Source organism: Nonomuraea sp. NPDC051191 (assembly GCF_044455665.1).
Classification (GTDB): Bacteria; Actinomycetota; Actinomycetes; order Streptosporangiales; family Streptosporangiaceae; genus Nonomuraea.
The window spans coordinates 567713-589100 of record NZ_JBITEZ010000005.1; the positions used below are offsets into that span (position 1 = coordinate 567713).

General features: G+C 70.2%; 22 protein-coding genes and 1 tRNA gene. 8 read left to right on the forward strand and 15 right to left on the reverse strand.

Annotated elements, in window-relative coordinates; translation table 11 throughout:
• From ACIA8R_RS17535 to ACIA8R_RS17545, 3 genes are all read right to left on the reverse strand, one after another.
• Entirely contained in the window at positions 1-963 is a 963-nt protein-coding gene (locus ACIA8R_RS17535; RefSeq protein ID WP_364092538.1) for a GlxA family transcriptional regulator, read from the reverse strand.
• Positions 964-1090: 127 nt separating this feature from the next.
• Positions 1091-2716 carry an L-glutamate gamma-semialdehyde dehydrogenase gene (gene pruA, locus ACIA8R_RS17540; RefSeq protein ID WP_357704587.1) on the reverse strand — a complete coding sequence of 542 codons (1626 nt, stop codon included), beginning with the start codon at positions 2714-2716 and terminating at the stop codon, positions 1091-1093.
• A complete protein-coding gene (locus ACIA8R_RS17545) occupies positions 2717-3634 on the reverse strand; it encodes a proline dehydrogenase family protein (RefSeq protein WP_397039164.1) in 918 nt (305 codons plus the stop codon).
• 76 nt (positions 3635-3710) lie between these two features.
• Between ACIA8R_RS17545 and ACIA8R_RS17550 the strand changes: the two genes are divergently transcribed.
• The gene (locus ACIA8R_RS17550; protein WP_397039166.1) at positions 3711-4778 is read left to right on the forward strand and encodes a PucR family transcriptional regulator; all 1068 of its coding nucleotides are present in this window, start codon (positions 3711-3713) and stop codon (positions 4776-4778) included.
• Here ACIA8R_RS17550 and ACIA8R_RS17555 read toward each other — a convergent pair.
• The 3 genes from ACIA8R_RS17555 to ACIA8R_RS17565 form a co-directional block, all read right to left on the reverse strand.
• Entirely contained in the window at positions 4763-5482 is a 720-nt protein-coding gene (locus ACIA8R_RS17555) for a glycoside hydrolase family 16 protein (protein ID WP_397039167.1), read from the reverse strand. The two genes, ACIA8R_RS17550 and ACIA8R_RS17555, sit on opposite strands and share 16 nt — an antisense overlap.
• 161 nt (positions 5483-5643) lie before the next feature.
• A complete protein-coding gene (locus ACIA8R_RS17560) occupies positions 5644-6747 on the reverse strand; it encodes a glycosyltransferase (RefSeq protein WP_397039169.1) in 1104 nt (367 codons plus the stop codon).
• A gap of 106 nt (positions 6748-6853) precedes the next feature.
• Positions 6854-8686, reverse strand: a complete 1833-nt coding sequence (locus tag ACIA8R_RS17565; protein ID WP_364092525.1) for a SpoIIE family protein phosphatase — start codon at positions 8684-8686, stop codon at positions 6854-6856.
• Between the two features lie 73 nt (positions 8687-8759).
• On the opposite strand from ACIA8R_RS17565, the gene ACIA8R_RS17570 reads away from it, so the two are divergent.
• Positions 8760-9467 carry an ANTAR domain-containing protein gene (locus tag ACIA8R_RS17570; RefSeq protein ID WP_357704599.1) on the forward strand — a complete coding sequence of 236 codons (708 nt, stop codon included), beginning with the start codon at positions 8760-8762 and terminating at the stop codon, positions 9465-9467.
• A 4-nt stretch (positions 9468-9471) separates the two neighbouring features.
• Here ACIA8R_RS17570 and ACIA8R_RS17575 read toward each other — a convergent pair whose 3' ends face one another.
• Positions 9472-9828: an STAS domain-containing protein gene (locus tag ACIA8R_RS17575; RefSeq protein ID WP_357704633.1), complete on the reverse strand. Its 357-nt coding sequence runs from the start codon at positions 9826-9828 to the stop codon at positions 9472-9474.
• A 176-nt stretch (positions 9829-10004) separates the two neighbouring features.
• Between ACIA8R_RS17575 and ACIA8R_RS17580 the strand changes: the two genes are divergently transcribed.
• Both ACIA8R_RS17580 and ACIA8R_RS17585 read left to right on the forward strand, forming a co-directional pair.
• Complete coding sequence (locus tag ACIA8R_RS17580; RefSeq protein ID WP_364092523.1) at positions 10005-10778, forward strand: SigB/SigF/SigG family RNA polymerase sigma factor; 774 nt, start codon at positions 10005-10007, stop codon at positions 10776-10778.
• A gap of 37 nt (positions 10779-10815) precedes the next feature.
• Positions 10816-11229 (forward strand): ATP-binding protein, encoded by a 414-nt coding sequence (locus ACIA8R_RS17585; protein WP_357704603.1) that lies wholly within the window; start codon positions 10816-10818, stop codon positions 11227-11229.
• Positions 11230-11329: 100 nt separating this feature from the next.
• Here the strand turns inward: ACIA8R_RS17585 and ACIA8R_RS17590 are convergent, their stop codons facing one another.
• From ACIA8R_RS17590 to ACIA8R_RS17605, 4 genes are all read right to left on the reverse strand, one after another.
• Entirely contained in the window at positions 11330-11527 is a 198-nt protein-coding gene (locus ACIA8R_RS17590; RefSeq protein ID WP_364092520.1) for a hypothetical protein, read from the reverse strand.
• Between the two features lie 5 nt (positions 11528-11532).
• Positions 11533-12639, reverse strand: a complete 1107-nt coding sequence (locus ACIA8R_RS17595; protein ID WP_397039171.1) for a hypothetical protein — start codon at positions 12637-12639, stop codon at positions 11533-11535.
• 6 nt (positions 12640-12645) lie between these two features.
• Positions 12646-13191: a hypothetical protein gene (locus ACIA8R_RS17600; protein WP_357704609.1), complete on the reverse strand. Its 546-nt coding sequence runs from the start codon at positions 13189-13191 to the stop codon at positions 12646-12648.
• Between the two features lie 71 nt (positions 13192-13262).
• Positions 13263-13631 (reverse strand): hypothetical protein, encoded by a 369-nt coding sequence (locus ACIA8R_RS17605; protein ID WP_397039173.1) that lies wholly within the window; start codon positions 13629-13631, stop codon positions 13263-13265.
• A gap of 150 nt (positions 13632-13781) precedes the next feature.
• On the opposite strand from ACIA8R_RS17605, the gene ACIA8R_RS17610 reads away from it, so the two are divergent.
• A tRNA-Pro gene (locus tag ACIA8R_RS17610) sits at positions 13782-13858 on the forward strand.
• Positions 13859-13933: 75 nt separating this feature from the next.
• Here ACIA8R_RS17610 and ACIA8R_RS17615 read toward each other — a convergent pair.
• The 3 genes from ACIA8R_RS17615 to ACIA8R_RS17625 are packed head-to-tail and all read right to left on the reverse strand — an operon-like array spanning position 13934 to position 15938.
• Positions 13934-15079, reverse strand: a complete 1146-nt coding sequence (locus ACIA8R_RS17615; protein WP_397039174.1) for a tyrosine-type recombinase/integrase — start codon at positions 15077-15079, stop codon at positions 13934-13936.
• Complete coding sequence (locus tag ACIA8R_RS17620; RefSeq protein ID WP_364092513.1) at positions 15076-15276, reverse strand: helix-turn-helix domain-containing protein; 201 nt, start codon at positions 15274-15276, stop codon at positions 15076-15078. Before ACIA8R_RS17620 ends, ACIA8R_RS17615 begins: the two co-directional genes overlap by 4 nt.
• The gene (locus ACIA8R_RS17625; RefSeq protein ID WP_364092511.1) at positions 15273-15938 is read right to left on the reverse strand and encodes a replication initiator; all 666 of its coding nucleotides are present in this window, start codon (positions 15936-15938) and stop codon (positions 15273-15275) included. The genes ACIA8R_RS17620 and ACIA8R_RS17625 overlap by 4 nt, the downstream gene beginning before the upstream one ends.
• Between ACIA8R_RS17625 and ACIA8R_RS17630 the strand changes: the two genes are divergently transcribed.
• Positions 15843-16130: a UTRA domain-containing protein gene (locus ACIA8R_RS17630; RefSeq protein WP_364092756.1), complete on the forward strand. Its 288-nt coding sequence runs from the start codon at positions 15843-15845 to the stop codon at positions 16128-16130. The genes ACIA8R_RS17625 and ACIA8R_RS17630 overlap by 96 nt on opposite strands.
• A gap of 513 nt (positions 16131-16643) precedes the next feature.
• On the opposite strand, the gene ACIA8R_RS17635 is transcribed toward ACIA8R_RS17630, so the two are convergent.
• Positions 16644-16955 carry a hypothetical protein gene (locus ACIA8R_RS17635; RefSeq protein WP_364092509.1) on the reverse strand — a complete coding sequence of 104 codons (312 nt, stop codon included), beginning with the start codon at positions 16953-16955 and terminating at the stop codon, positions 16644-16646.
• A 321-nt stretch (positions 16956-17276) separates the two neighbouring features.
• Here ACIA8R_RS17635 and ACIA8R_RS17640 point away from each other — a divergent pair, with 321 nt between their 5' ends.
• Both ACIA8R_RS17640 and ACIA8R_RS17645 read left to right on the forward strand, forming a co-directional pair.
• Positions 17277-18443, forward strand: coding sequence for a hypothetical protein (locus ACIA8R_RS17640; RefSeq protein ID WP_397039176.1), 1167 nt, complete (start codon positions 17277-17279; stop codon positions 18441-18443).
• A 906-nt stretch (positions 18444-19349) separates the two neighbouring features.
• Entirely contained in the window at positions 19350-21287 is a 1938-nt protein-coding gene (locus ACIA8R_RS17645; protein WP_397039177.1) for a xanthine dehydrogenase family protein molybdopterin-binding subunit, read from the forward strand.
• Positions 21288-21388: the final 101 nt, after the last annotated feature.

The following is a 21388-nucleotide window of genomic DNA, read 5'->3' on the forward strand; positions in this document are numbered from 1 at the left end:
TCATTTCTCCTTCGACTGGAATCTGCGGCGATGCTCGCCCGGCGACACCCGCCAGTGGCGGCGGAAGACGCGGTAGAGGGTCTCCGGCGTGCCGAGCCCCGACTCCCTGGCGACGGTCTCGAGGGGGTGCCCGGTGACCTCCAGGAGGCGTCTGGCGGCGTCGGCGCGGCTGCGTTCGACGTACCTGCCGGGTGGCAGGCCGGTCTGCTCGGTGAAGACGCGGGAGAAGTGCCGTTCGCTCATCCCGACGCGCCGGGCGAGCGCGGGCACGCTCAGGTCGGCGGCCGGGTTGGCGTCGATGTAGCCCTGCAGCTCCCGCAGCGGCAGGCTGCGCGGCGTCATGGCCCGCATCGGCGCGCTGAACTGGCTCTGCCCACCCGGCCTGTGCAGGTAGACGACGAGCCCGCGGGCGACGTCACGGGCCAGCTCGTGGCCGTGGTCCCTGGCCACCAGCGCCAGCGCGAGGTCCACGCCGGACAGCACGCCCGCGGACGTCCACACGTTGCCGTCCTCGATGTAGAGGGGATCGGGGTCCACCTCGACGTCGGCGTAGCGGTGGCGCAGGTCGTCGGCGGACAGCCAGTGGGTGGTGGCCCTGCGCCGTTCGAGCAGCCCGGCCTCGGCCAGCACGAAGGCCCCGTTGCAGACCGAGGCGACCCGTCCGGCCCGCGCCGCCAGGTCGCCGACGGCCGCCACCAGCGCGCGGTCCTCCAGCTGCCGGGGCACGGTCAGCCCGCCGGCGACCAGGAGCGTGTCGAGCGCCCCCGTCACCTCGCCGATCGCCCCCGCCATGACCGTCACCCCGTTCGACGCGCACACCGCCCCCGCCTCCGCGGCGACCACCTCGACCCGGTAACCACGCCCCCGGGCGATCAGGTCGGCGGTCGCGAACACGTCGGCCGGCCCGGCCATGTCCAGCAACTGGAAGCCCGGGAAGACGACGATCACGATCCGCCGCTGCATGCCTTCATGCTGGTCGCAGCCCTGCGATGGCGTCAATGACACAAACCTTGCACATTACGCCACACCCGTGGAATTGGAGACGGCCGGCACCCCTGTTGGGGTGCCGGCCGTGACTCTGGGTGGGTGGTCAGCCCATGTGCGGGTAGCGGTGGTCGGTCGGCGGGACGAACGTCTCCTTGATCGTGCGGGCGTTCACCCAGCGGATCAGGTTGAAGATCGAGCCGGCCTTGTCGTTGGTGCCCGAGGCCCGCGCGCCGCCGAACGGCTGCTGGCCCACGACCGCGCCCGTCGGCTTGTCGTTGACGTAGAAGTTGCCCGCCGCGAAGCGCAGCCGCTCCGAGGCCGCCGCGATGGCGTACCGGTCCTGGGCGATGATCGAGCCGGTCAGCGCGTACGGGGCGATGCCCTCCATCTGGTCGAGCACCGTGTCGAAGTCGCGGTCCTCGTAGACGTGCACGCCGAGGATCGGCCCGAAGTACTCCCTGACGAAGATCTCGTCCGTCGGGTCGGCGCACTCCAGGATGGTCGGCTTGACGAAGTAGCCGACGCTGGAGTCGTACGAGCCGGTGAGCACGTCGATGTTCGAGGCCGCCCGCGCCCGGTCGATGGCGTCCTTGTGCTTGGCGAAGGCCCGGTCGTCGATGACCGCGCCCATGAACGTCGACAGGTCGGCGGCCACGTCGCCCACGGTCAGCGACTCGGCCGTGGCCACGAAGTCGTCACGCATGCGGTTCCACACCGAACGCGGCACGTACGCCCGCGAGGCCGCCGAGCACTTCTGGCCCTGGTACTCGAAGGCGCCCCTGACGAGCGCGGTCGAGAGCACGGCGGGGTCGGCCGACGGGTGGGCCAGCACGAAGTCCTTGCCGCCGGTCTCGCCCACCAGGCGCGGGTAGCCGTGGTAGGAGGCGATGTTGGCGCCGATCGTGCCCCACAGGTGCTGGAAGGTGGGGGTGGAGCCGGTGAAGTGCACGCCGGCCAGGGCCGGGTGCGTCATGGCCACGTCGGAGACGGCCTGCCCGTTGCCGGTGACCATGTTGATCACGCCGGGCGGCAGCCCGGCCGCCTCCAGCAGCCGCATCGTGTGGTGCGCGGCGAGCTGCTGCGTCGGCGACGGCTTCCAGACGACGACATTCCCCATCAAAGCGGCAGAAGTCGGCAAATTTCCGGCGATGGCGGTGAAGTTGAACGGCGTGATCGCCAGCACGAACCCCTCAAGGGGCCGGTACTCCATCCGGTTCCACACGCCGGGCGACGAGATCGGCTGGTCGGAGTAGAGCTGACGGGCGTAGGCCACGTTGAAGCGCAGGAAGTCGATCAGCTCACAGGCCGCGTCGATCTCCGCCTGCTGCGCCGACTTCGACTGACCCAGCACGGTGGCCGCGTTCAGCGTCTGGCGCCACGGGCCGGCCAGCAGGTCGGCGGCCTTGAGGAAGACCGCGGCCCGCTCGTCGAAGGACAGCGCCCGCCAGGCGGGCGCCGCCCGCAGGGCGCCGTCGATGGCGTCCTGCACGTCCTGAGCCGTAGCGTCGTTGGTACGGCCCAGGACGGAGGCATGGTTGTGCGGCTGCACCACGTCGATGGGCGCGCCGCCGCCGAGCCGCTGCTCGCCGTCGATGGTCATGGTCAGGTCGGTGGCGGAGCCGGACAGCTCCTTGATGCGGTCCTCCAGTGCCGAACGCTCGGCGCTGCCCGGCGCGTAGCCGAGCACGGGCTCGTTCACGGGGACGGGGACGTTGCTGATGGCATCCATTTACTTACCCCCAAGGGCACGAAGGAAGAAGGCGACGTTGGCGGGGCGCTCGGCCAGCCGGCGCATGAAGTACCCGTACCAGTCGTCGCCGTAGGGGACGTACACGCGGACCGTGTGGCCGGCCCCGGCGAGGGCCTCCTGCCGGTCGGTCCTGATCCCGTAGAGCATCTGGAACTCGTGGTCGCCGAGCGTCCGTCCGAAGCGGTCGGCGAGCAGCTCGGTGATGGAGATCAGCCGGTCGTCGTGCGTGGCCACCATGGGGTAACCCTTCCCCGCCATGAGGATGCGCAGGCATCGCACGTACGCCTTGTCCACGTCCTGCTTGTCCTGGTGCGCGACCGAGGCGGGCTCGCGGTAGGCGCCCTTGACCAGCCGTACGCGGGAGCCTTCGTGGGCCAGGTCGCGGCAGTCGTCCTCGCTGCGGAACAGGTACGCCTGGATGGCCACGCCGGTCGCGGGGTAGTCCTCGCGCAGCTTGCGCAGGATGCCCAGCGTCGAGTCGACGGTGGTGTGGTCCTCCATGTCGAGGGTCACGGTGGAGCCGTTGGCCGCCGCGGCGGCGCAGATCTGGCGGGCGTGCTCCAGGGCCATGCCGTCGTCGAGCCGCTGGCCGACGGCCGACAGCTTCACCGACACCTCGCCCCGGCGGCCGAGCTGCAGCGGCTTCAGCGCCTCCAGCAGCGTCACGTACGCCTGCGCCACGGTCTCGGCGGCCCGCGCGTCGCGCGTCTCCTCGCCGAGGTGGTCGACGGTCACGGCCAGGTTGGCGTCGCGCAGCCGTTCGATGGCGTTCCGGGCCTCCTGGACGCTCTCGCCGGCGACGAACCGGTCCACCACTTTGCGGGTGAGCGGGAAGCCTGACACGGAACGGCGTACGACGCCGCTCCCGGAGGCGGCAAGGAGCAGTTGACCCAACATGCCTCAAGTCTAGAAACCCCAGGTCAGAGGGGGCCATGAACGCGCGTAACGATCGATGTGGCAGGCTGTCATACAAATGCACAACACGTCCGACCTTCAGGAAATAGTCGACGAGATCGCCGCCACGCTGGGGGCGTCCGCGACGTTGGAGGACCGCTCGTTCCGGCTGCTCGCCTACGGCGCCCAGCACGGCGACATCGACACGGTCCGCCAGGAGTCGATCCTGCGCCGCCGCGCCACCGGCGAGGTGCGCGACTACTTCGAACGCTACGGCATCGCCAGGGCCGGCGGCCCGGTCCGCATCCCCGCGGACGCCGAGCTCAAAGTGCTGGCGCGGGTCTGCTGGCCGCTGCGGCACGGCGAGGTCACCTACGGCTACCTGTGGCTGCTGGACTCCGGCAGCCTCGCCGACGAGGCGCTGGGCCGTGTCGCGCCGCTGGTCGCCAGGGCCGCCGCCGCGCTCGCCCAGGAGGCCAGGAGCCGCCAGGACCTCGGTCGTGGCCTGCTCGCCCTGCTCTCGGCCGACCCCGAGGAGCGCGCCGCGGCCTCCATCGAGGTTCCCGGCCCGGTCGCCGCCGTCGCCGTGCGCGAGTCCAGCGAGCGGGTGGCCGCCCTCTGGACGCTCCCACGCGGCGTGCTGGCCCGCACCGGCTCGCCCGTCGCCCTGCTCGCCCCCGCCCACCTGGCCGGGGAGGTCGCCCAGACCCTGCAGAGCGCGTACGGCACCGCCGCCGGCATCGGCGCCCCCAGGAACGACCCGGCCGAGGCGTGGCAGAGCTGGCGCGAGGCCCGTCAGGCGCTGCGCATCGCCGAGCACTTCCCCCGGCACGCCCCCATCGCCCGCTGGCAGGACCTGGGCGTGCACCGCCTGCTGGCCCGCCTCGGCCGCTCCGACCTGCGCGAGCTGGCCGCCGAGACCGCCGCGCTGGACGCCGAGCTGGCCCAGACGCTGGAGGTCTACCTCGACCTCGGCGGCCACGCCCAGAAGACGGCCGCCGAGCTGGGCATCCACCGCCAGACCCTCTACTACCGCCTCGGCAAGGCCGAACGCCTCCTGCACCGGGACCTGTCCGAGGGCGACGACCGGCTGACCGTGCACCTCGGCCTGAAGGCGGCCAGGCTGCTGCCTCAGGACGGCCGGTAGACCTTCACCCAGTCCACGTACATGGAGACCGTCGCCGGGGTGGCGGAGTCGCGGCACCGGGGCTCGCACACCACGTCGTTCTGCAGCGCCAGGCCCATCCGGTCGCTGTCGGGCACGTAGGGGCCGCGGTAGTCCCACACCTTCCTGCCGTCCAGCCAGAACGTCAGCCGGCCGGGGAGCCAGTCCACCGCGGCGGTGTGCCAGCGGGTGAAGTCGGCCCGGAGCTGCCGCTGCGCGCGCCCGCGGCCGCCGTGCACGAAGATGCCGCCGCCCTGCCGGCGCGGGTCCACGATCTCGGCGAAGTCGACCTCGGCGTAGCCGTCGCCCTCGCCCTGGGAGGTGGGCCAGAGCAGCGCGACCGGCGTGTAGCCGTTGCCCGCCTCGGCCCTGAACCGCACCTCCCACCTGCCGTACCGCTGGGCCAGCCGGGTGGCCACGCCGCCGGACAGGTCCCTGCCGCCGTACCGGCCGCCCTTGAGGCGCAACATCCCGTCCGCGACCGTGGCGGCCTTGCCCGTACGGGGGTTACGCTCCGCGTCCGGCGAGTGGTAGACCATCCACCTGCCCGTGTCGACCGAGGAGCCGTCGAAGTTCTCGACGAGGACGGGCGCGCCCCACCTCGACGTCTCCGCCTGTGCGCTCTGGGGGAGGGCGAGGGCCGTGATGAGCGCCGCCGCCGCCAGGATCGAACCGCGTGTAGACATGCGGACCATCGAAGCAAAGGTGTCACTCCGGTAACAAGGGCCCCTTCCGGACAGGCATGGCGCCCCGCCCGGGTCGACTCGTCCTGTGCAGCGGCTCCCGGTTCCGCCCGGGAACGGCGAGAGGCGGGCGGCTGTCGCCGCCCGCCTCTCGTACGTTTCCGTCAGGCGCAGGCCGCCTCGTAGACGCGGACCAGTTCCTGGCTCACGCGCTCCCAGGAGTAGCGCGAGCGGGCGCGGTCGGCGCCGGCGTACCCGAGCGCGGTGCGCAGCGTCGGGTCGCACAGCAGCTCGCGGGCCAGCCGCGCGGTGCGCGCCGGGCGGTCCGGCGGGACCAGCAGGCCGGTCACGCCGTCGATCACGGAGTCGAGGTGGGCGCCCACGGCCGAGGCGATCACCGGCACGCCGCAGGCCATGGCCTCCAGCGCGACGACGCCCGTCGCGGCCTCGCGCGGCACCGACACCACGGCGTCCGCGCTGCGCATCAGCTTGGGCACCGAGGCCCGCTTGACCTGCCCGAGCAGCGTCACCCGGTCGGCGACGCCGAGCTGCTCGGCCAGCGCCCGCAGCCGGCGCGCGTCCCTGTCCTGGTCCAGGTCCTCGGGCTCGGGGCCGCCCGCGATGACCAGCTCCACGTCCGTCAGCCCCTGCAGCGCCCGCACCGCCGTGTACGCCCCGCGCTCGGGCGACAGCGGCCCCACGTGCACCAGCCGCTTGCGGGCGCCCTTGGTGGCGATCGCCCCGCGTCGCTGGAAACGCTCGGTGTCCACACCATGCGGCACGATCGCGATGTTCCCGCGCGGCACGCCCAGCCTGATCAACGCCGACTCCTCGTCGCCCGAGCCGGCGATGACCGCCTTGGCCCGGCGTCCGAGCGCCCGCTCCAGCTTCTGGTGCGTGGCGTCCACAGTGTGGAAGGTCTGCATGACCGGCACGTCCAAGCCCTTGGCGCCCGCCACGGCGGCGAGGCCCCCGGTCCAGGAGTGGGCGTGGATGACGTCCGGCCGCTCCTGGTTCCACCGCTTCATCAGGTGCTCGCCCACGTCGTTCAGGTACGGGACGAGGTCGTCCGGCATGAGGTCCTTGGCCGGGCCCACGTCGATCTGCTCCAGAGTGACTCCCGGGGCCACCCGCGTCTTGGGCTTGCCCTCGGCGTCGTCACGGCGGGAGTAGATGGTGACGTGGTGCTCGCGCCCCAGCTCGCGTGCTACGGAGAGAATACGGTGGTGCTGGTTTCCCTTGGCGGACGCGACGATCGCAATATTCATGGCACACCTCAGCGTGGAAAAGCCTTCAAGGTGTGCCTGCGTCTTAGGCACGTTGTTCTACGGAAAGACAATACCCATGTTTAGCCGGATCGCAAACCCTCGCAGATCAGACACCCTTGAGGGCGAGGACGACGATCTCGTCCCACACCTGGCCGCCGGAGAAGGCGTGCCGGTCGGCCTCCACGGCCTTGACCACGGTGGCCGGTGACTGCCCCGCGCAACGCCCCAGCACGTCGGCCAGCCGCTCCTCGCCGTACGGTTCGCCGGAGTCGTTCCTGGAGGAGATCAGGCCCTCGGAGTAGAGCACCAGCGTCTCCCCGACGGAGACCGTCAGCTCCTGCACGCCCGTCTCGGCCTCGGGGGAGATGCCCAGCGGCACGCCGCCGCCCGCCGCGAAGCGCACATTGCCGTCGGGCTGCAGCAGCGCCGCCGGATGATGGCCCGCCGAGGACAACTGGATCTTCCGGCCCTTGACGAACCCCGCCACGGCCATCACGAACATGCCCGTGCCCTGCGCCACCAGGGCCTGGTTGACCTTGCGGATCACCAGGTCGGGGTGGGACTCCCAGGTGCTGAGCACCCGCAGCCCGCCGCGCACCATGGCGCTGACCGAGGCCGCCTCCTCGCCCTTGCCCGCCGCGCCGCCCAGGGCGAACCCCCAGCCGCCCGCGACCGGGAACACGTCGTAGAACTCCGCGCCCACCGAGGCGCCCGGGTGGTAGACCGCCGACGCCTCGTAGCCGGGCACGTCGGGCAGGTTGCGCGGGGCCACGCTGGCCGACAGGGCGTCGGCGGCGCGCGAACGGCTCTGGAAGCTCGACTGGGCGCGTACGGCCAGGCCGAGCTGCATCCCGACGTCCTGCAGGACGCCGAGGTCGGCCAGCGAGAACGGCTGCCTGTCGTGCGTGCGCACCAGCGTCAGCACCCCGTCGGACTGCCCGATCGGCACCGACAACATCGAGCCGGCCCCCATCGCGGTCAGCAGCGGCCCGTCGGCGGTGAAGCCGAGCAGCGACTCGTCGTCGACCATCTCGTGCACCACGCCCGAGCCGCGCTCCAGCACCTGCATCACCACCTGGCTGCCGGCCGGGTCGGCCGACTCCACCAGCCGCACCAGGTCGCCCAGCGGGTGGTTCTTCGGCGCCACCACCACCGAACGCCTCGGTAGCCCGTCGCGCACCAGGTCGGCGATCACCCAGTCGGCCCACTCGGCCGCCAGCAGCCGCGTCGTCCGCGGCAGCGCCACCGGGCGCAGCAGCGCCTCCTCGTCCAGCAGCAGCGCGCCGATCCTGGCCAGCAGGTCCTGCCGCCTGGACGCGGCCAGCAGCAGCGCACCGTCGGACTGCTCCGGCCGTCGCCCGCCGGGCTCGGGCAGCTGCACCTCGGTGGGCAGCGCCACGGCCGCCACCATCTGCTGCGGCTCGCCCGGCATCGTCACCCGCGTGAGGGCGAGCTGCACGGTGTGCGTCCGGCCCTGGTGCGCCAGCCGGGTCTCGAACGCCGACGGCTGCCCGGTCTGCAGCACCGAGTTCAGGTGCGAGCGGAACGCCGCCCGCCTGGAGACGTCGACCAGCAGCGGGAACGACCGCCCGACCAGGTAGCCGTCAGGGCTGCCGAGCACCCGCGAGGTCTCTGGGTTGATCCGCCGGACCACCCCGCCGCCGTCGAGCACGATCACCGGCACCGGGAAGGCCCGGAACACCTGGCGCAGCAGCTTCAGCTCGCGCTGTGTGCCGTCCTTCTTGCTCGCGGCCCGCTTGGGCGCCTTGCGCAGCGCCTCGCGCGCCTCGGCCAGCAACTCGGCGGCGGTGTCCAGTTCGGCCAGGGCGGCGTCGAGCGTGGGCGCGAGGTCGGTAGGGTAGGCGGTCCTCGCCTCACGCAAGGACGACACGCGTCCCGCCAGCGCGTCCAGAGCGTGTTCGAGGTCCGGCATGGTCATCCTTTGACGCTACGCCACCGGGGATAACGGTAGCCATAAGGGGTAGGGGCTTCTTGCTATGGAATCGACGGCGATGATCACTCCCGGGCTCGCCCGAGACCTGGCGGCGCTGGGGCGGCTGGGCGAGGACACCTCCACGGAGAGCGTCCTGCGCGGCCTGACCACGGCGCTGGCGGCCGGTGTGCCCGGGTGCTCGGGCGGCTCGGCCGAACACTGGCGCGACCAGAGGGTGCTGGTCTCCGGCTCGCACAGCGAGCTGATCATGCTGGTCGAGGGCGAGCGCGAGCTCGGCGAGGGGCCCTCTCTCGAGGCCCGCCAGAGCGGCGCCCGCGCGAGCCTGGGCGACGTGCTGACCGACAGCCGCTGGCCCCGCTACAACGCACTGGCGACCCGCTGGGGGGTGCGGTCGGTACTGATCGTGCCCATCGAGGTGGCGCCGGCGCAGCTCATCGTCGGACTCTACTCGGTCCGCAGGGGAGCCTTCTCCCCGCAGGCCGCCCACTCGCTGGCCGACATGCTGACCGAGCAGGTCGGGGTGGCCATGGCCAACATGTGGGAGTTCGAGGAGGTGCGCACCGACGCCGCCCAGCTCCAGGAGGCCCTGGCCGGACGGTCGGTCATCGACCAGGCCAAGGGCATCATCATGCAGACCAGCGGGTGCACGGCCGAGGCCGCGTTCGAGGAGCTGCGCAGGATCTCGCAGCACCATCAGGTCAAGGTGGCCGATCTGGCCAGGCTCCTGGTGGAGGAGCATCAGCGCAAGTCGACGCGTCGCGCATAGGGCCTCAGCCGATGGCGGCCAGCGCGTCGTCGAGCGTGTCGTACAGCGGCAGGCGCTGGGCCAGCCCGGTGATCCACATCACTTTCGACTTCGAGTACTCCACTCCCACCAGGGCGAACTTCGAACCCGACGTCAGGCTGGTCTGCCAGTGATGGACTATCAGCCCGAGCGCGCGCGAATCCATGAACGTCACCCCGGCCAGGTCGAGTATCAGGTCGGTGCCGGTGAGCGACAGGTAGTCGGCGAACTGCTCACGCGTCGTGGCGTCGAGCACGCCGTCGACCTTGACGACTGTGATCTCGTCGACGGTCGACGACGTCAGGCTCAGGGCGGCCACGGGCCCCTCGCCGTTTTCGGGCATTGTCACGAAGCAACCCTACTGTCACCACGCGACCGAGGAATACTTCTCGCGGCAGGGGGGACACTGGATCCGAAGTCCAGCAGAGGGCTTCCGTCTCGAGAGTAGAGCGAGGCGTGCCTCTGCCTGGGCTTTTTCTGCTGGCGGAGGCCGCCCTGCGACCCATATGAGGAGCAGCGATGGCTGTGCAGGAATACGTCCTCGAGGAGATGTCAGCAGAAGACCTTCTGGCCGAGATGGTCAGGGAAGGCACACCCGACAGCCACAGGGAACGGCTGCGCGAGCGCATCGTGGAGATGCACCGGCCGCTGGCCATGGAGATCGCCAGGCGTTACCGCTACCGGGGCGAACCTCTGGAGGACCTCCTCCAGGCCGCGTACGTCGGCCTGATGAAGGCCGTCAACGGCTTCGACCCGAGCCTCGGCCACGCCTTCAGGGGCTACGCCGTCGTCACGATGACCGGTGAGGTCAAGCGGCACTTCCGCGACCGCACCTGGGCCATCCGGGTCCCGCGCCTCTACCAGGAGCGCCGGTCCGAGCTCAACCGGCTCGTCGCCGACCTCAGCCAGGACCTCGGCAGGTCCCCGACCGTGGCCGAGCTGGCCGCGAAGATGAACATCTCGGAGGAAGACGTCCTGCTCACCCTCGACGCCTCGGCCGCGTACAGCACGCTGTCGCTCGACGCGCCGCTCGGCACCGACGACGACGCGGCCTCGCTCGGCGACGTCATCCCCGAGGACGACGACACGCTGAGCACCATGGTCGACCGTGAGGCCGTCAAGCCGCTCATCGACGCGCTGCCCAGCCGCGAGAAGCACATCCTGCTGCTGCGCTTCTTCGGCAACATGACGCAGGCCGAGATCGCCGCGGAGTTCGGCATCTCGCAGATGCACGTCTCACGGATTCTCCGTAAGGTACTCGACCAGCTCCGCAGTGAGCTGCTGGTCGGTTAGCCGCTGGTCGGCTGGTGAGAGAAAGGCGAGTCGCCGGGTGAACGAGGACGTCGAGCCTCAGTCGGGCTACACGAGCCCGCCACCCGGCGTGCCCGTGAAGGAGCTGCGCTTCCGGCTGCCGGATCTGCCGACGGTCCGGCAGTTCGCCGAGGACGAGGCCCGCGCCGTCGGGATGCCCGAGGAGGCGGTCGGCGACTTCGTCATCGCGGTCAACGAGGTGGCGACCAACGCGGTCACGCACGGGGCCGGCCGGGCCGCGATGCGGACGTGGGTGATCAGCGGGGACCTGGTGGTCGAGGTGCACGACGAGGGGTCCTGGAAGCCCGGGCCGCTGCCGGGGGCCGTCGGGGGGATGGGGTTGTGGGTGGCCCGGCTGCTCTCCTCCGATTTCACGTTGCGGGTGGGGAGCGGGGGGAGCACCGTGATCATGAGGTTTCCCGGTAAGGGGTGACCTCGGTTTTTGTCTGGATATTTGCCTGTATCCGATGCTTTGGGGGTTTGGGCGGGAGGCTTGGTCGGCCTCCCGCCCGGACCTTTGTTCTTGTCCTGGCTCAGCGGCGGGTGCGTCCGCGCCAGTTGCCGGACCCGCTGCGGACGCTCGCCGTGCCGATACCTGCCTGGTGCAGGGCCAGCAAGGTCAGCCCCAGCAGGACGAACGTCATGCCGGAGATCCCGCCGGGGATCCTCACGCCCACCAGGTCGAGCAGGAAGCCCAACCCGAAGATGATCGCTGCGACGACCGCGAGCATGCCGGTCACCTCCTCGTTTCAGCGGACAGATTGTGCGTGGACAGCGCGAGCAGCCGCTCCAGGACGTTGCGGTAGTCCCGGAACGCCTGCCGCAGGTCCTCGGTGTCGGGGGAGTCGACGTCCTTCCATCGGTCGCGCAGAGCGCCGGTACGGCTGGTGAGGGAGTTCGTCAGCGACTCCACCACCTCGCCGACCAGGCCGTCGGCGCGCTGGATCGCCTCGGCGGGGTCGTCCACGAAGGACGCCTGGACGTCGCGCCAGCGGGCCTGCACCTCGGCGGGATCCTGGTCGAACAGGGCGACCTCCAGGGGGGCCGCGTGCGAGGGGACGTCCTCCGCGGGAGCCCCCTCGACGGGAGCCTTTTCCGCCGGTCGCTCGTCCTCGGTGCGCTCGCCGTCGACGAGTTCGCCGTCGGTGAGTTCGTGGTCAGAGGGGTCGCTGTCGAAGGGGTCGCTGTCGGAGCGGTCGCGGACGGAGGAGGCGCGGTCGCTCAGCCGGTCGTGCGCCAGGTCGTCGTCGGCCCGGTCGCCGTGGACCAGGACGTCCTCCTGAGCCTGTTCGCCGTGGGGCAGTTCGTCCTGCGGGTGGTCGCTGTGGACCAGCACGTCGTCGGAACGTTCGCCGTGGTGTGTCCCGGTTCCGGACAGGGCGTCCCGGGAGGTCTCGTGTCCAGGCGTCTCGCCGGCGTGGACGTCAGCGTGGACGTGGGCGGGGACGTCAGCGGGGATGTCGGTGTGGGCCGGGTCGGGGGCCGGGGTGGGGGAGCGGTGGTCGGTGCCGCGTCCGAGAGGGGTGTCGCGCTCCGGATCGCCCGGCAGGTCGCCGGCCGTGTCGGAGTTCGCATAGGGGTCCTTGTAGAGCGGCTCGTCATCGTCGTCCCGGTCGAGGTCCCGGTCGAGGTCCCGGTCGTGGTCCCGGTCGTGGTCACGGCCGGGGGCCGTGGGGGTGTACCCGTGGGTCACCGGGGTGTGACCGGCCTCGTTCCGGTAGCCACTGTCGTACCGATCGCCGGTCTGGTCGGCCGGATCCTTGTGCTCGTCCTCCCCGTGAGCCCCGTCCGACCGCTGGGACGGGACCTTGAGCTCGTCCTCACTTCTTCTGCTGCTGCTCATCTACACTCACCGCCCTCGCGTGGTCTCGTGCAGCAGTTCCTCGAACAACGCGCGGTAGTGCACCATGGCCTGCCGGAGCTCCTCGGTCGAGGCTTCCTTCCTGACCGCCCGCCCGCTGATCTCGTGGGCCGTCCTGTAGTGGTCGAGAGTGGCCGCGTGCCCGACGGACAGGTCGGACAGCCGCTGCTCGAAGTCGTCCGTGGGGTAGCCCCGTTCCGCCATCACCGAGGTGACGAGCTGGTCGGCCTCGGTGACCGCGAACCCGGGGGCGTCGACGAAACGCTCCTGGACCTCGGTCCACCGGTTGGCGTAGGTGTCGCGCGTCTCCTCAGGCAGCGGACGGATGTCGAGCTCGGAATGGCGCTGCTCGCGGGCGATGAGCTCCCGCTCGGCGTCACGCCGGTTGTCGCTCTCGGCCACCGTACGCTCGTACTCAGGGCCGAAACGTTCGCGGAGACGGCTGCGGCGTTGCTGCTGTAGCACGACAAAGCCCACTGCGGCGAGCGCCACCACCGCGACCACGACGACGGCCACCCAGATCAAGGTGGTCATTGATGTTCGCCTCCGGTCTCTGTAATGAGACCTGCGACTGCCCACGATCAAGGCCGTCGAAACTCGCGTACTCAGTGAGCTGCGAGCCCTTTCCTGGCGGCCTCCAGCACCGTCGCGACGTGTGAGCCCGCCGGCGGCGCCGGGACCTCACTGAACCCTTCGGCCGCGTCGTACCGCACGTCGAGCCCCGCGTCCACGAGCCGCTGAGCCCACCGCAGAGCCGTGTTCAACCGCTCGGCCGCCGGCGGCTTCCCCTGCGCCGCCGCCGACAGGTTCCGCAGGTTCGTCGCCGGCCCGGACTGCGCGTGCACGCGCGCCAGCTTCCACGGGACGGCGGAACTGTGGTCGAGCATCGGCTTGGCCAGCCCCGCGGCCCGCTTGGCCTGCAGCACCCCGGACTCGGACACCCCGAAATGAGCGGCCAGTTCCTGCACACTCATCCCGCCGGCCACCAGCCGCGCCAGCTCCGCCCGATCAACGCTCGGCCTCCGCCCCACCACGCCCTCCGCTCCCGCTTTCCGTGTACGCGCCTACCTCCGATGTGCGCTAAGGTTATGACGTCCCGCCCCGCAGGGGGCGGCCGACACAACCGGGACGTAGCGCAGCTTGGTAGCGCACTTGACTGGGGGTCAAGGGGTCGCAGGTTCAAATCCTGTCGTCCCGACCAGGTTTTAGCTGGTCGGCAAGGGTGTCACTCAAAAGGGTGGCACCCTTTCGCATTGGTGAGTGACTAACTGAGTGACTACCGGGCGAAGATCTCATCCATCGCCGCAGCTTCTTGCAGGAGTACGGGGCGGATCTGCTTGCGGTAGACCGCTTCGGTGACCGCCGTCCCGCTGTGGCCGACGAGCCGGGCGATCTCCTCCAGGGGGACGCCCGAGTCGGAAAGCAGTGAGACGAAGCTGTGCCGCATCTCCCGGGGCGTCCAGTAGTAGGCGGGCATCCCGGCGTCCTTGACGATCTTCCGGAACGCTCTGCGTACGTTGTGGGCGTCGAGGGGCGTCCCGACGAGCGAGGCGAAGACGAGCCCGTGATCCTGCCACTTCTCGCCCGCCGCTTTCCTGTCTTTCCGCTGCTGTTCGCGGTGCGCTTTCAGCGCTTCCACACAGCGCTTGGGCAGTGCCAGGGAGCGACGTGAGCGCTTGGTCTTGGTGTCGCCTCCTTCACGTACTGAGCGCCACACGGCGATCCACGGCGGGATGTCCTTGTCCGGATCGCCGACGAGATCGACCTCCTTCCAGGTGAGCGCCCGCAGTTCCTCCGTGCGGGCACCGATCAGCAGCGAGAGGACGACGTAGGCGTACAGGCGGGTGCCATCAGCCGCGTCGAGCAGAGCGGTGGCCTGGTCGAGGGTGAGGGACTTGGACGGGCGGCCTTCCCTGCCCTCGGGGATCTCGCAGAGGCCCACGACGTTGCGCTTGACCTTGTCGCGGGCCTGGGCGAACTTCACGGCGCGGTTCAGGCAGGAGTGAAGCAGTCGCACCGTACGAGCGGCCAGGACCTTGGCCTTGCCGACGAGCCATCGGTCCACTTCTTCGGCGCTCAACTCGCGCAGCTTCCGGACACCCAGGTCGGGGAGGATGTGCTTGTGGCACAGGGTTTGGTAGTTGGTGACCGTGGCCTGGTTGCGGCCATGCAGGCCGTAGGCGAGCCAGCCAGTCACGGCGTCCGCCACGGTGTAGTTCGCCGGGCCGTTGGCAAGCCCGTCCTCGTGGTCGCGGATGATCTCTTTGAGTTTGGTCTTGGCTTCGGTCTTGGTCTTGCCGCTGGCCTTCTTGACGATGCGCTTGCCCGCTGGGGTGTAGCCGACCGTCACTGAGGCGATCCAGCGTTGCCGGTTCTCGTCCCAGTGCAGGCCGCCGTCTCCTCGGCTGCGTCGTTCGGTCATGGAGCCTCCTGTTCGAGTAGGGAGATGTAGTCCTCGATGGCTGAGGCGGGGATGAGCCTGGTCCGTCCCTGGGTGACGGAGCGGAGCCGGCCGGAGCGGATGAGTTCGTAGATCACGCTGCGGCTGAGGCTGAGTAGGTGCATGGCGTCGGTGACGCGGTAGAGCCGCCGATCGTGGGCGGGACGGGTTGGGGTCATTCATCCGCCCGCTCTGCCGTGATCTTGCGGGCGGCCTCGACTCGCTGGCGGATGTGCTCGGCCATGATCGCTTCGCCTTGGGTGTAGCCGCTTCCGGCGAAGCGCCAGTGCGCCATGACGAGCGTGGTCGCCTGGTCGAGGGTGGGTAGGTCGTGACGCTCGCGGGCTTCGGCGGCGCGGTGCAGGGCGCGAGCGCTGCGCAGGTCGCCCAAGGTGATGGAGTAGAGACGGCTTTTGCTGGAGAAGTGGCCGCGGAAGCCCAGCATGTGTGCCCACGGCCGGAGCCGTAGTCCGGCGTACTCGGGGCGTGCGCCAAGGTCCCAGCAGGTACGGATCATGCGCCGGGCGTGTTCGGTCACCGGGAGCGCGTCCAGGTGCAGGCCGGGCTTGAGTCCGGACCCACGGCACAGGCCGCAGGAAGCCCTCAAGCTCAGCCGCCCGCGTCCTTTGCACGCCGGACAGGAGATGCGGTGATCAACGGTGCCCGAGGATTCCGCGCCCTTGGTGGCGTATTTGGCGATGTAGCCGGCCACCGCCTGCTCACTGAGTCCTTCACGGTCGCCGACCTGGTGCGCGGAGTGAGCGAAGACGTGGCACCCGAGCACTTCTACAGCCACTTGGAAGCCACCAGGGGCCCATTGCACTGGACCACCAGCGCCCATGCCGCCATGCCTTACGGCTCCGCCATTGAGGATCTGGAGATGGAAGCCGTCGGCACGCCCCTCCTGGTCATCCGTCGCCTCATGCTCGATCGCGAGGGCCGCCCCCTGGAGTTCACCCAGATCGAGGCTCCTGGAGACCGCTTCGAGGCGGCAGGCAGGGGAGACGAAGGTCGGATCGCGCTGCGCCTGTAGTGGGCTCAGAGTTTCTTTACTGGTTCAAGGCGGCGCGCAAGCGCGCCGCGCGGCGGTCCGGTGCCCTCCCCGCCGGGCTGCGGCCTGGGGGCCGGTCCCGGCGGGGAGCACCGGCCGCCGCAGGCTGAGCGGCTGAGACCAGGCAAGGGGGCGTCCGATCAATGCACCGGCTCGCACGTGGCGGTGTTCCGGGGCGTCCACCAGTACAGCCCTACGATCGCCATGCTGTGGCTGGTCTCCACACGGGGTTGGGGGCGATCGAAGGTTCGGGACTTCGTACCTCAGCCCCGACCCACCGAGCGGCGCGGTTGCTCAAGCCGGGTTTCGGCCTCCAGGCGCGCTGCAAGCTCGATGAGCGTGGCCGCACATCGTACGTTGGACAGCCCCCGCTTCAACTCGTTCGGCGAGAGACTGTGACGACGTACCGCGTAGAACCCGCCGCCCGCCGCCTCAGAGATCACCCAGCACTTGCCGTACCTCGCGGCCAGTGCGGGAAGCGTACTCACCGCAGGCTCACGATCGAGTGGACGGGGAAGGATCAAAGATCAGCCCCGGGTACGGATGGTTGTGGTGCAGCTTGGCGTAGCGGAAGGCCACCCTTCGAGCGGCCCGCGCGGGTTCGTCGGCCGGGTGGCGGGCGTACATGACGCGTCTACGTCGCTCGTCCCAGCCCACGCGCCACCAGAACCACACGCCGTCGCACCAGATCACCAGGCCGACCCACACCGACACCAACGCCAGCCCGTAGCCGTCGTGGACATCGGCCTCGATGCCATGCTGCTTCAGCGCCTTGCGGAGTTCTTCGGCCACATCGAGCGGCGTCACCGACGCGATGTCCGATGCCCTGTCCTGACGGCTCGCTGCGACGCTGTTCGCGGGGATCGGAGCGCCTCTAGAGTTGTCCATGGGTCGCACCTCCACTGTGCGATCAAGGAACCCGTACGGCGTGTCAGCGCCTGCGGGTTCCGCCTTTTCATGGTCCTCTCATGACATCTCCAGGTAGCCCCGCACCGACAGTGTGAGTAAGGGAGACTGGGGGAGACAGGCGGACCCCAGTCCCCCGAGGTGCACACAATGGATAACGTTCCGGCCTGGGCCCTACGGTTGCGCGCCGAAAGGCGTGGCAAGTTGTGGACACAGCGAGACATGGCCAAGCACCTTGCCGACGCGGCAGACCCACACACGCGGGCTCGTCTTCCCGAGCGGGAATCCCTGATCCGCATGATCAAGGCTTGGGAGGCCGGCAGGCACCAGCCCAAGGACCCGTATCGATTGCTCTACTGCCGAGTGTTCGGCATGGGAGAAGCCGAGTTGTTCGCCGATGACGTGCAGGACAACGCCTGTTTCGAGGGAGAGGTCGAGGCGTTGGAGCTGGGCCGCCGGGTTGCCGCCAGCGATGTGGGTAATGAGACGCTTGACCGGCTGGAACTGGCCGTCGATGACCTTGCGATGGCCTACCAGGGGACACCACCGGCCGAGTTGCTGAAACGAGCACGCCAGCACCTGTCTTACGTCTCGCATCTGATCAACGCGAAGAAGACACTTATTGAGCACCGCCGCCTGCTAACAGCCGGTGGCTGGCTGTCCTTGCTGGCTTCCACCTGCTATATCGACCTTCGCCAGTACGATGCCGCTGCAACATGGCTTCAGACATCCGCCCAGTTGGCAAAGCATGCTGAGCAGCCCGAGATCGCGGCATGGTGCCTGGAGACCGAGGCGTGGCAGGCGGTCACCACCGGCGACTACCGCCGAGCCTTGACCCTGACTCAGGGGGCGCAGGTCATCGCGCCACATGGAAGTTCCGCCTACATCCAGGCGACCGCACAGGAAGGCCGGGTATGGGCACGGCTCGGATCTGGCCCGGAAACGCGTGATGCGCTGAACCGTGTCGCCCGGTTGGTCGCGCCGTTGTCGATGCCCGAGCATCCCGAGCATCACTACCGGTACGACCCCTCCAAGAGCGACGCCTACGTCGCGACCACACTGTCATGGCTGGGAGATCCGGCCGCCGAGCGGTACGCCCGGCAGGTGCTCGCGCGTATGGAGTCAGCCGCAGATGGGCCGTTTCGCCCGCGCAGGGCGGCATCCGCGCGCCTTGACCTGGCGCTGGCACTGCTGGCGGCCGATCAGCCCGAGGAGGCGGGTCGGCTTACCCTCATGACGATGACCAGCGGCGTGCTGGTGCCGTCCAGCTATTGGAGGGCACACGAGGTGATCAGCGCCATCGAAGCACTCCGCATGCCGGAAGCCACAGAACTGCGTGAGGCTTATCGAGAACTGAGCGGTCGCGCGGACGGGCGGCCTTATGAGTGACCAACTGAGTGACAACGCCCTCGGATGAGGTCGGACAACAGTGGATCACCGTGGACCCTATGCGCAGGTGGGAGCGGGTACAGCCCGTGGTCCCGCCCCTGCCTGGCATGCCTGGGGGGCAAGGGGTCGCAGGTTCAAATCCTGTCGTCCCGACTTGCGAGAAACCGCAGGTCAGAGGCCGTTTCTGAGAAATCGGAAACGGCCTCTTCGCGTACTTCTGGGGACCAATTTGGGACCAAACTAGGGCAGATCGACCGCGCATAGCTCTTCTTGTCCGTGGGTCAAGGTGGGCAGATTTGCCTACCGAAGGTTGGGTGCGTGCCTCGGGCCGGGCATGGATCAAGTATTTCGTAGGGCCCACCTGCGGTTTCGCCTGGGCGTCCCATCGTTTGGTTCGTACCGAGGTGGTTATGGGCGGGGCTAGGCAGTGATGCCTGCGGCCTTCGCCGAAGTTGCCACCGTTGCCGAGACGTGGGTGTGTGTGTTGACGCCGCCTCCCTCGTCGTTCGAGCAGGTGCGGAGATTGCTGTCGATCTTGGCCCGCCGGCGAACCCCGGCCGCTCCGGGACGGCCGTTGCGGTTCGGTTGAGGGTCAGGGGCGCCGATACGCATGCACCTGGTGGAACACCTGCAGCGGTGTGCTGATCTCCACCGCCTTGGGCGGGATCTTCGACGCCTTGAGCGCCCTGGCGTACGTCTCCGGCGGGTAGTCGCCGCAACCCAGCTTGTGCCGGTTGCCGTCGGCGGCGGCGCGGGCGTCCCAGACGCTGACCCGCAGATAGAGCTCACGCTCCAGCCATCCGTCGAAGTCGTCGAGGTGGTCGGCGACGTGCTACAGGTAGCGGGCGCGCACGGTCCGGGCGCCTGGGCCGGCTGCCCCGGCCTCGCCCGCAGGATTTCCTGCCGTTGCAGGACGACATGATCCGGTACGCCGGCCAGCCCGTCGCGGCCGTGGTGGCGCGGACCCTGGAGCAGGCCCGGCACGCGGCCGGGCTGGTGGCGGTGAGCTACCGGGCCGACACCCCGCGGACGGTGCTCGCCGACGGTCTCGACCCCGCGTACCTGCCGCCCCAGGGACCTGACGGGGGCGACAACGTGTACGTGCGCGGGGACGTCGAGGCCGCGCTCACGTCCGCGCCCGTCACGGTCGAGGCGACGTACACCACCCCGATGCAGCACCACAACCCGATGGAGCTGCCGGCGACCGTCGCCGCCTGGGACGGCGACCGGCTCACCGTTCAGGAGTCCACCCAGAACATCGCCGGCACCCAGGAAGGGCTGATGACGGTGTTCCGACTGCCCCGCGAGAAGGTATGCGTCATCTCCCCGTACGTGGGCGGCGGGTTCGGCGCCAAGGGCACGTCCGCGGTGCCGCGCATCGCCCTGGCCGCGGCGCTCGCCCGGCACGTCGGACACCCGGTCAGGCTGGTGCTGACCAGGGCCGAGTCCTACACCAGCAACGGCCACCGCGCCGCGTCCCACCAGGTGGTGCGCGTCGGCGCCACCTGCGACGGCCGGCTGACCGCGATCGACCACACCCTCACCCAGCAGGTGGCCGGCACCGAGGGCCGGTTCGTCACCAGCGCCCGAATCACCCGGATCCTGTACGCCTGCCCGAACGTGCGCACCACCCAGCGGGCCGTCGCCCTGGACCTGGCCAACGCCGCCTACATCCGGGCGCCGGACACCGTCACCAGCCACGCCCTGGAGTCGGCCCTGGACGAGCTGAGCTACGCGCTCGGCCTGGACCCGGTCACGCTCAGGATCCGCAACTGGTCGGCGACCAACCAGCAGAGCGGCGTCCGGCACGGCAGCAACCACCTGCGCACCTGCTACGAGCGGGGCGCCGAGCGCTTCGGCTGGTGGCGCCGCGCCCCGCGTCCCGGCTCCATGCGTGACAGCGACTGGCTGCTCGGCTGGGGCATGGCCACCGTGGCCCACACCGCGGGCGGCCGGGAGATGGCGGGAGCCGAAGTGATCATCGGCGTGGACGGCGCGGCATGGATCCGCTCCGGCACCCACGACATCGGCACCGGCACCTCCACGGTGATGCGGCAGCTCGGCGCCGACGTGCTGGGCCTGCCGATGGCCGAGGTCCGCTTCGACCTCGGCGACTCCGCTTACCCCCAGGCGCCGGCCTCGTCGGCGTCGGCGACCGTGCCCTGTACCGGCGCGGGCGTCGTCCGCGCCGCGACCGCTGCCCGCGACCAGGTGATCGCCCTGGCCGTGGCGGACGAGAGCAGCCCGCTGCACGGCCTGCCGCCTGCCCGCGTCCGCGCCGCCGACGGACATCTGTTCGATCTCGACCGCCCCGCGCGCCGCACCAGCTTCCGGGACGTGCTGCGCCGCCACGGCCGGCCTCTCTGCGTGACCAGCCCGGCGGGCGGGCGGATGGTCCAGGCGGTCTCGACCGGCGCGGTGTTCACCGAGGTCGCCGTCCACCGGCTGCTGGGCCAGGTCCGGGTGCGCCGCGTCGTCGGCGTCTACGACCCCGGCCGGGTACTCAACGAGCGCACCGCGCGCAGCCAGGCCGTCGGCGGCGTGATCTGGGGCATCGGCGTCGCCCTGTCCGAGCACACCCTGACCGATCCCCACCTGGGCCGCATCCTCACCCCGAACCTGTCCGGCTGCCTGGTGCCCGTGGCCGCCGACGTGCCCGACCTGGACCTCACGTTCATCGACCGGCCCGACCCGGCCAGCCCGGCGCTCGGCGCCCGCGGCTTCGGCGAGGCTCCTACGACCGGCCTGAGCGCCGCGATCGGCAACGCCGTCCACCACGCCATCGGCCACCGCGTCCGCGACCTGCCGATCACCCAGGACAAGGTTCTCGCCGCCCTTGCCTGACTCCTCGGCGCGGGGTGCGTCACCAGGCCGAATGCCGCGGACCGGGCACGAACGGCCATGCCGGACTCCACCGGCCGCCCTTTGGCCAAAGTCAGCCCCAC